This window comes from Legionella tunisiensis, assembly GCF_000308315.1.
GTDB lineage: Bacteria > Pseudomonadota > Gammaproteobacteria > Legionellales > Legionellaceae > Tatlockia > Tatlockia tunisiensis.
This window is the reverse complement of sequence record NZ_CALJ01000058.1, coordinates 34,266-42,276: the sequence shown is the minus strand read 5'-3', so window position 1 is coordinate 42,276 and position 8,011 is coordinate 34,266. Positions and strand designations below refer to the sequence as shown.

Genomic DNA, 8,011 nt, shown 5'->3' with positions numbered 1-8,011 from the left:
AATTAAACGTCGTATAACTTCGTATAATGTATGCTATACGAAGTTATTACGTTTGCTGAATGTTGCCGGGATCAGATTGAAAGTTGCTATCAATAGTAACCATCGTCCTTTCCAACCCTTCATTTGCTTGTAATGCTTTCTCAATACGGCTTGCTTCAAAAGAAAGATAATGTTGGATTAATGGAACACTCTGCCAAAAAATGCCTTCTTCTTTTATTTTCTTAAGGAAACAAATCGCGCTGCTTCAGATTTAGGGTGTTTAACAAGCGTTGCTTCAGAAGCTGAAACCCAAACATCCGCTTCGATCAAAAAGAAAACCCAATTACCTTCTTGACCTATTACGGTACTATATTCTTGTATACGACGCGGATCCCTTAACTCAAAACCTAGCGTTTTTCTTAATCCAAACCCAAGTGCATCAAGCTGTGGAGAATAAGGCTCTAGACAATGTTCTTTTGTACTAAGTATCTCGCCATTAGAACTAGTACATTCTGTCATTGCAAACTCACCTTGTTTATTTAAAACAAGCACGGACTGGTAATTAATACGATTCCTTGCCATTCTGTCTATAAGCGAATCAACAGAAAAAATAGTAGTGAACGTTCTGTTACGACTACCTCATTTACAGCAAATCCCAAAATATCACAAAGAGTCTTTGCAACCATTGTGGGCTCTCCAGGAGCATCAACTATTATTTGTAGCTGATTACTTTCCCCGACAATAAGCTTTATGGCATAAGGCTGCATAGTACGTTCATGGAACAGGCGTTTTGTTTTCGCTAGAGCAGCAATTCCCGTCGCGCCACAACCAGTTTTCGGATGTGGCAGCCCGAATTTAGTCGAGTAAGAGAAATTTTGTTGACCGATTAATATTGTTTCAACTTCGCGCTGCAAGAATCGATTTAAAAAGCTATTTACCGTATTTGCTGTATCTAACTTTACAGCAACACTATGATCCCCTTGAATATCTCTAGGAATATTGGGAAATAGTCCTTGAACAGCAATAGATGAAACCCCGTCCATACCCGTATCAAAATTAAACCGAAGAGAAGCTCTCTCCACATCATCCCATTTTACATTACAAGCTTCTGGATTAGTCGTTTCACAAATTATTCTGGTAATTTTATTAAGTCTTAATAGAGCTTGATCTTCTGCCAATAATTGCGCCATCGGCTGTTCACTTATCATGCTTAATTTTCCCTAATAAGCCTAAATGACTCTTAGGCAGACCTTTTCATTATGGGCAAAAAAATCTTACGCTATCTTGTGAGAATTTTTATGCCTTCTCCTAGACTGATTGGTATTCACTTTGTAATTCTATAGGCATTAATTGTTGTACCCGTTCATAAAGCTCAATAATTTCAATGCAGAAACTGTGTAAATCCTGCCCGTCCTCCCAGAGTTCATAATCAACTCCTTTACGAAAGGCTTGGTGGCGTGCCAAATATTTCAACAACTTTCTATCTTCATGAGATAACTCCAGTTCCATATTTGACTCAAGCAATTCCATTAAATTTTTGTGTTGATTATTTTTTTATGCTCATGGAGGAGATAAGCTTTGAATGTTAGTTCAAAAGCTGCATACATGAGTGTTGTAATTACCGTTAACGTATCGCAACTAGAATCTCCATGCATAGTCACTCTGGCATTACCAGGTAATAAATACTCAGCACAGTAAGCATGCTCAGTGGCAATTCTTATTAACTCCAAAGGCGAAAAAATCGTTTATCCATAAAATACCTAAAAATTAGAGGATTATAACTGGCTCTTTACTAATGCGCACCTTCTAATTTTGCAAGGCTTTCGCAATAGACTCCTTGTAAAATACGCAGGTTATGCTTGGGATCTAATGAATTATCACTGCAGGAAATCGTATTCGATACCCGGTTCTCTTGTTGCATGATCGTTTTGCTAGCTATAAAGGCTGTGTATAATTACAACCAATTGTAGTGGACTATGAGCAGTCCTTAATATGTTTTCTCCTTGTTATGATGCACTCTTTTCTCAATAGCTCTTTTAATATTGGTTCTATCCACTTGGCTAATCGTTTAATTCAAGGACCTTTGGCTGGTTTCAGTTGTGCCCCTTTTCGTGAATTATTTTATCAATTTACGCCCCCTGCCTATTGCACAACGGAAATGATTTCTGCCCATGATGTCCTGCATAAACACCAATTGAATTCACGTTATCTTTATCGCTCACCTCTTGAAAAAATACTCAGCTATCAAATAGCGGGCAATGATCCAGGAACGATGGCCGAGGCAGGTTCTTACCTCGCTAGCATGGGTGCTAATTTAATTGACATTAATTGTGGCTGTCCAAAAACAAAAATCCGCAAAAAGGGAGCCGGTAGTGCCTTACTCAATGAACCGCAACAACTGCTTAAGATAGTTTACAGTGTTCGTAAAATGATCAATCTTCCTTTAACAGTTAAACTTCGTATTCAAGGGAATGGTCATGATGCTGATTTGGCTAAGGCGATTGAACAGGCAGGGGCTGATGCGCTCATTATCCATGGCAGACGTTGGAATGATGATTACAGTGTTGACTGCAATTTTGCTCAAATTGCCGAAATTAAACGAGCTGTTTCTATTCCTGTTATCGCTAATGGCGATATTCATGATAAAACCAGTCTAACCAAAGCATTGATCAACAGCGGCTGTGATGCCTATATGATAGCACGTGCTGGAACTGGGAAACCTTGGCTCTATCAAAATCTGCTTGATGAAGTAACGATCCATCCTGATCCTGACATGATAAAAGTTCTTTTTATGCAACATTTGCATAAGCTAGCAAAATTGGAAAATGACTATAAAGCTGTCTTACAAAGCCGGGCTTTATTACGCTATTATTTTAAAGCTCAACTCAGTCCAACAGAATTGCAAACATTTTATAACCTTGAATACCTTGATGATATCGAAAGGGAATTAAAAAACTGCCGTTCTAGAAGTGTTTTACATTAGACTTCAAGCCATAAGTGCCAAGATGGTAGAAATGTGGCATTAAACAATGCTCCGCCCCCCATCCACATTAACGATTTGCCCTGTAATAAAAGGATTAGTCGCAAGAGCTAGTACCATTTGTGCAATATATTCAGGATCTCCATGACGCTTTAAAGGTGTCTTAGCGATAATTTGTTGCTGTGTTTCCATACTTAGCATGTTGTTATCTTCAGGCCAGGCTATAGCGCCTGGAGCAATGGCATTAACGCGTATTTGGGGAGCAAATTCTCGAGCCAAGGCTTTGGTTTGCATTAGCAAAGCAGCTTTACTTTGGCAATAAATAGCATAATCTTTAAGCGGTTTATCGGCATGGATATCAGTAATGTTAACAATGCATCCTTCTTGAGTTGTCAGATGAGGTCGGGCAGCAAGAGATAGCAAGAAAGGTACTTTAACATTGACAGTAAACAAACTATCCCACACGGTTTCATCGAAGGTAGTACAATCACTACGCACAAATAATGAGGCATTATTTACCAATAAATCGAAACGTCCTGCCCAGGCAATGACTGAGGTTATCAACTCGCTTGCGGCATTGGCTGCTGTTAATTCCTTTTGTAAAACATAAGCACTATCGGGACACTGCTGATTTAAATCGTGTGCCAATGCTTTAGCAATCGCCAGTGAATGATTACAATGGATAACGACCTTAAAACCAGCCTGGTGCAATTTTTTGATAATTGCAGCGCCTATTCGCCGTGCCGCACCGGTTACTAAAGCCACTTTAGCAGCTTGTTTGTTGGCTTGATTCAAGGTATGTTCCCCATTTTTATAATTTTTAAGCAATTATGAGCCTACTCACATCCATTCGCAGCCAGATTATACAACAAGGGGATATGCCCTTTGTTGAATTTATGCAGCAGGCGCTGTACGCACCCGATTTTGGCTATTATAGTGCAGGATTACAAAAATTTGGTGCTCAAGGTGACTTTGTTACCGCGCCAGAATTAACGCCTTTGTTTGGCCAAACCCTTGCCAATCAATGTAAACAAATATTGTCGGTAATGACTGATCCGCTTCTTTTTGAATTTGGTGCTGGCTCTGGCCGCCTGTGTATTGATCTCTTAAAGCAACTTGAACGTGATCAATGCTTGCCCCAGGCTTACCATATTCTGGAAGTCAGTAGTCATTTACGCCAACGACAACAGGAGTTAATACAACAGGAAATTCCCCATTTGTTGGAGCGAGTAACATGGCTCAATCGCTGGCCTGAGCAAGCTTTCGATGGGATAGTCATTGCTAATGAAGTACTTGATGCAATGCCTGTTCATCGTTTTTTAAAAACAAAAGATGGTGTACTGGAAAGTTTTGTCACTCTGAATGCACAACAAGAATTGACAGAAATTTTCAAGCCCTGCACAAATAAGCGATTGCTTGCCCATGTGGTGGCGACCTTACCTTCCGAAAATATGCCGTACCAGTCAGAAGCGAATCTATTCATTGATGATTGGATGCAACAATGTTACACCATGTTGACTAAAGGAGCCGTTCTTTTGCTGGATTACGGCTTTCCGCGCCATGAATATTATCATCCTGAGCGCAATCGTGGTACATTGATGTGCCATTATCGCCATCACGCCCACAGCAATCCATTGATTCATGTCGGCGAACAAGATATCACTGCCCATGTCGATTTTACCCACATCGCTGAAGCAGGCCATACAGCGGGCTTTCGCGTTGCCGGTTATACGAACCAAGCCTCTTTTTGCTCGCCAACGGTTTGTTAAGCTTATTGGATGAACTGGCTGAGGACCGTAATCGGATAAAGGCGCAACAGGCAGTGAAGCAGTTACTCCAACCTAGTGAAATGGGCGAACTATTCAAAGTGATTGCCTTGACTAAAAACATTGAATTGACTTTAACCGGTTTTCAATTGCACGATAAACGAGCGAGTTTATGATCATGAAAAAATATTTAACAACTGTTGAGCTACAAAAAGAATCGATGAAATTCTCAGCAGGACATACAACCATTTTTTCCGCAACTGAGCGCGAACCACTGCATGGTCATATGTACACAGTTTATCTCGCCCTAACCACTTGGGTAGAAGAAAATGGGATGACGTTTGACTACCGCTATTACAAGGAACGCATTTATAAATTATGCCGTTACTTAAATCAAACCTTCTTAATGCCACAATTTTCACCTTTCTTGCAATTCTCAGAAGATAATGAACATTACTATTTTACCTTTAATCACAAGAAAATACCGTTTTTAAAAGAAGATGTTACTCTTATGCCGCTAACCAATATTACGGTAGAAGAATTATCCCGTTGGTTCGTTGAAGAATTAATCAAGGATAAGACCGAATTGGATGGCCATCGCATAGAAAAAATTGTTGTTAAAGTTTTTTCAGCTCCCGGACAATCAGCTAGTCACGAGTGGCAGCGCAGCTAGATGGCGGCAACGATCTACAAGGTCTGCGTACCCCATACTAATCGGGATTATTTCGATTATCAGGCGACTACCCTTTCACCTTGCATTGGGGCTCGCGTATGGGTACCTTTTCGTCAAAAGACACGTTTAGGTGTGGTTGTCGGTCAAGGTCCTTCAGCAAAGACTTACGATTCAATTAAATCCATATTGTCAGTCATTGATGAGCAACCCCTGTTAAATGAAACAATGCTCACCTTATGTCAATGGGTAGCTAATTACTATCAAGCCCCTCTATCAGAAGTTATTCCACTGGCTTTACCCAAAAATACCGGTTGGGGCAAAACAGCCAATTACCCCTTGCTGATTATTATCAATTGGCCTTGCCAGCCGAAGAGGCTCATCCATTAATAGCGGACCGCGCACATAAACAGCACGCACTTATTGATTTTTTAAATAATCACACTACTCCTTTAAGTAAAAACTATTAGCACAAGAAGGATTTAATTCGACACAAATTGAGGCGCTTCTAGCAGTTAGGGCAATTATCCTCGTGCAAAAAATCAATTTGCCTTACTCAGGACAAGAAATAATTGATAGCCCGCTTGCCTTAAATGAAGAACAAGCGATTGCGGTACAAACCATTACTCAGCAATTGCATACCTACCATTGCTTTCTGTTACAAGGCGTAACCGGTAGTGGTAAAACAGAGGTCTACCTACAAGTAATTGCCAAGGTATTAGCCGAAAATCGTCAGGTACTGATTTTAGTACCTGAAATTGGATTAACACCACAGCTATTGGCGCGGTTTCAAGCACGATTCAAAGAGCCTATGGCAGTCCTCCATTCCAATCTAAACGAAAGCGAACGGCAATTCGCTTGGCAGCTGGCAAAAGATAACTTAGTCAAGTTGGTAATCGGTACGCGAACCGCTATTTTTACCCCTATGCCCGCTTTAGGTTTAATTATTGTCGATGAGGAGCATGATAGCTCTCTAAAACAAATGGAAGGAGTCCGTTACTCCGCTCGCGACACTGGGCTAATACGGGCTCATTTGGCCAATATTCCTATTATTCTAGGTTCCGCCACACCAAGTCTAGAAAGTATGCATAACTGTGCACAAAAAAATACTCTCTTTTGCGTTTAAATCACAAGGCACTCGACAGTTCTCCACTCCATTATCAACTAATCGATATTCGCAACAAACCCTTACAACACGGACTCGCTACTAGCACGCTCAATATAATTGCCGAGCATCTCAACCAAGGTAATCAAGTATTGGTTTTTATTAATCGACGGGGGTTTGCTCCTGTACTATTATGCCATCAATGTGGCTGGATGGCTGATTGTTCTGCCTGCGACAGTCATCTAACTCTACACCGTCAATCTGGACGCCTTATCTGCCACCATTGTGGAACAACAAAAGCGATTCCACACCATTGCCCCCATTGCCATAGTAAAGAATTACTACCCATCGGAGCCGGCACTCAACGCATTCATGAATATTTAGCCGAGCAATTTCCACGGACCAACCTTCTGCGCATCGATCGCGATGAGATACAAAAAAGATGCGTTGGATAAGCATCTTACAAGTATTCACAAAGGCGAGGCACAATTAATTGTGGGTACACAAATGCTTGCTAAAGGCCATCATTTCCCTCGCCTGACCTTGGTGGTCGTCCTGGACGCCGATGCTGGATTTTATAATCAGGATTTTCGCGCCATCGAACGCCTTGGCCAACTGCTAATCCAAGTCGCCGGACGCGCCGGTCGGGCTCAATACGCAGGTCAGGTACTTATCCAAACACATATACCGCAGCATCCCTTGCTCAATCTCCTTATCCAACAAGGCTACGAATCATTTGCTACCGCTTTATTGGCAGAGCGTCGCCAGGCTGAACTCCCCCCTTATCATTTTCTGGCAGTTATCCGGGCTCAGGATAAGCAGACAGGTAAAATATTAGAATTTCTGCATGCAATCAAAGAGCAATTATTTCATCACAAACTTAAAATTTTAGGCCCAGCACCCGCTCCCTTAGCTCGTAAAGCCGAGCAACATCGTATGCAATTACTGATTAAATCGCCTTCACGTAAACTTTTACAAGCCGCATTGACGGCGCTGAGAGAGTGGTTAACAATAAATAGATTAAGCAATAATATCCGCTGGAATGTGGATATCGACCCTGTGGATTTATCATGACTGACGCTAAAATAGCTGTACATCACAAAACGTTTGCTATTGAATGGGGTGATATGGATGCTTTAGGCCATGTTAATAATGGCCGCTATTTTGATTATTTTCAGCAAGCCCGCATTGAGTGGCTGGACAGCCTAAATCTGGATATGAAGCAGTCAATCGGCCCCGTCGTCATTCATGTCGCCTGCACTTTTCTAAAACCAATTGTTTATCCGGCAACCTTAACGATCAAAAGCAGTGTCCACAACCTTGGTCGTTCCAGTATTATGATGGATCATGATTTATACCAAGGTGAAACCTTGATGACCCAGGGGACGAGTAAAATAGTTTGGGTGGATTATCGCGCCAATAAATCTGTTCCTATACCTGATTCAATACGAAATTTATTTTAGCTATTTAAGGCTAAGAGTCTATGTTTATTAACTGCGAAACGACAGACT

The 8,011-nt window shown here is 41.2% G+C and carries 11 protein-coding genes and 1 pseudogene; 8 read left to right on the top strand and 4 right to left on the bottom strand.

Going from position 1 to position 8,011, the window contains the following annotated elements; all coding sequences use genetic code 11:
* Window positions 1–213: 213 nt before the first annotated feature.
* The 3 genes from BN58_RS04540 to BN58_RS32805 form a co-directional block, all read right to left on the bottom strand.
* Complete coding sequence (locus BN58_RS04540) at window positions 214–561, bottom strand: hypothetical protein (protein ID WP_156812356.1); 348 nt, start codon at window positions 559–561, stop codon at window positions 214–216.
* 5 nt (window positions 562–566) lie between these two features.
* The gene (locus BN58_RS04535; RefSeq protein WP_019215833.1) at window positions 567–1,187 is read right to left on the bottom strand and encodes a hypothetical protein; all 621 of its coding nucleotides are present in this window, start codon (window positions 1,185–1,187) and stop codon (window positions 567–569) included.
* 100 nt (window positions 1,188–1,287) lie between these two features.
* Window positions 1,288–1,509: a hypothetical protein gene (locus BN58_RS32805; protein WP_232220340.1), complete on the bottom strand. Its 222-nt coding sequence runs from the start codon at window positions 1,507–1,509 to the stop codon at window positions 1,288–1,290.
* A gap of 481 nt (window positions 1,510–1,990) precedes the next feature.
* Here BN58_RS32805 and BN58_RS04520 point away from each other — a divergent pair, with 481 nt between their 5' ends.
* Window positions 1,991–2,962, top strand: a complete 972-nt coding sequence (locus BN58_RS04520; RefSeq protein ID WP_026069258.1) for a tRNA dihydrouridine synthase — start codon at window positions 1,991–1,993, stop codon at window positions 2,960–2,962.
* Window positions 2,963–3,001: 39 nt separating this feature from the next.
* Here the strand turns inward: BN58_RS04520 and BN58_RS04515 are convergent, their stop codons facing one another.
* Entirely contained in the window at window positions 3,002–3,754 is a 753-nt protein-coding gene (locus BN58_RS04515) for a pteridine reductase (RefSeq protein ID WP_026069257.1), read from the bottom strand.
* Between the two features lie 35 nt (window positions 3,755–3,789).
* On the opposite strand from BN58_RS04515, the pseudogene BN58_RS22065 reads away from it, so the two are divergent.
* From BN58_RS22065 to BN58_RS04480, 7 genes and pseudogenes are all read left to right on the top strand, one after another.
* A pseudogene (locus tag BN58_RS22065) lies at window positions 3,790–4,901 on the top strand (class I SAM-dependent methyltransferase).
* A gap of 2 nt (window positions 4,902–4,903) precedes the next feature.
* Window positions 4,904–5,398: a 6-pyruvoyl trahydropterin synthase family protein gene (locus BN58_RS04505; RefSeq protein WP_026069256.1), complete on the top strand. Its 495-nt coding sequence runs from the start codon at window positions 4,904–4,906 to the stop codon at window positions 5,396–5,398.
* Window positions 5,399–5,785 carry a primosomal protein N' family DNA-binding protein gene (locus tag BN58_RS38220; RefSeq protein ID WP_026069255.1) on the top strand — a complete coding sequence of 129 codons (387 nt, stop codon included), beginning with the start codon at window positions 5,399–5,401 and terminating at the stop codon, window positions 5,783–5,785.
* Window positions 5,786–5,927: 142 nt separating this feature from the next.
* A complete protein-coding gene (locus BN58_RS38215; RefSeq protein WP_026069254.1) occupies window positions 5,928–6,521 on the top strand; it encodes a DEAD/DEAH box helicase in 594 nt (197 codons plus the stop codon).
* The gene (locus tag BN58_RS38210; protein ID WP_026069253.1) at window positions 6,512–6,955 is read left to right on the top strand and encodes a hypothetical protein; all 444 of its coding nucleotides are present in this window, start codon (window positions 6,512–6,514) and stop codon (window positions 6,953–6,955) included. The genes BN58_RS38215 and BN58_RS38210 overlap by 10 nt, the downstream gene beginning before the upstream one ends.
* Window positions 6,927–7,574 (top strand): helicase-related protein, encoded by a 648-nt coding sequence (locus tag BN58_RS38205; RefSeq protein ID WP_026069252.1) that lies wholly within the window; start codon window positions 6,927–6,929, stop codon window positions 7,572–7,574. The genes BN58_RS38210 and BN58_RS38205 overlap by 29 nt, the downstream gene beginning before the upstream one ends.
* Window positions 7,571–7,963: an acyl-CoA thioesterase gene (locus tag BN58_RS04480; RefSeq protein WP_019215828.1), complete on the top strand. Its 393-nt coding sequence runs from the start codon at window positions 7,571–7,573 to the stop codon at window positions 7,961–7,963. Before BN58_RS38205 ends, BN58_RS04480 begins: the two co-directional genes overlap by 4 nt.
* Window positions 7,964–8,011: the final 48 nt, after the last annotated feature.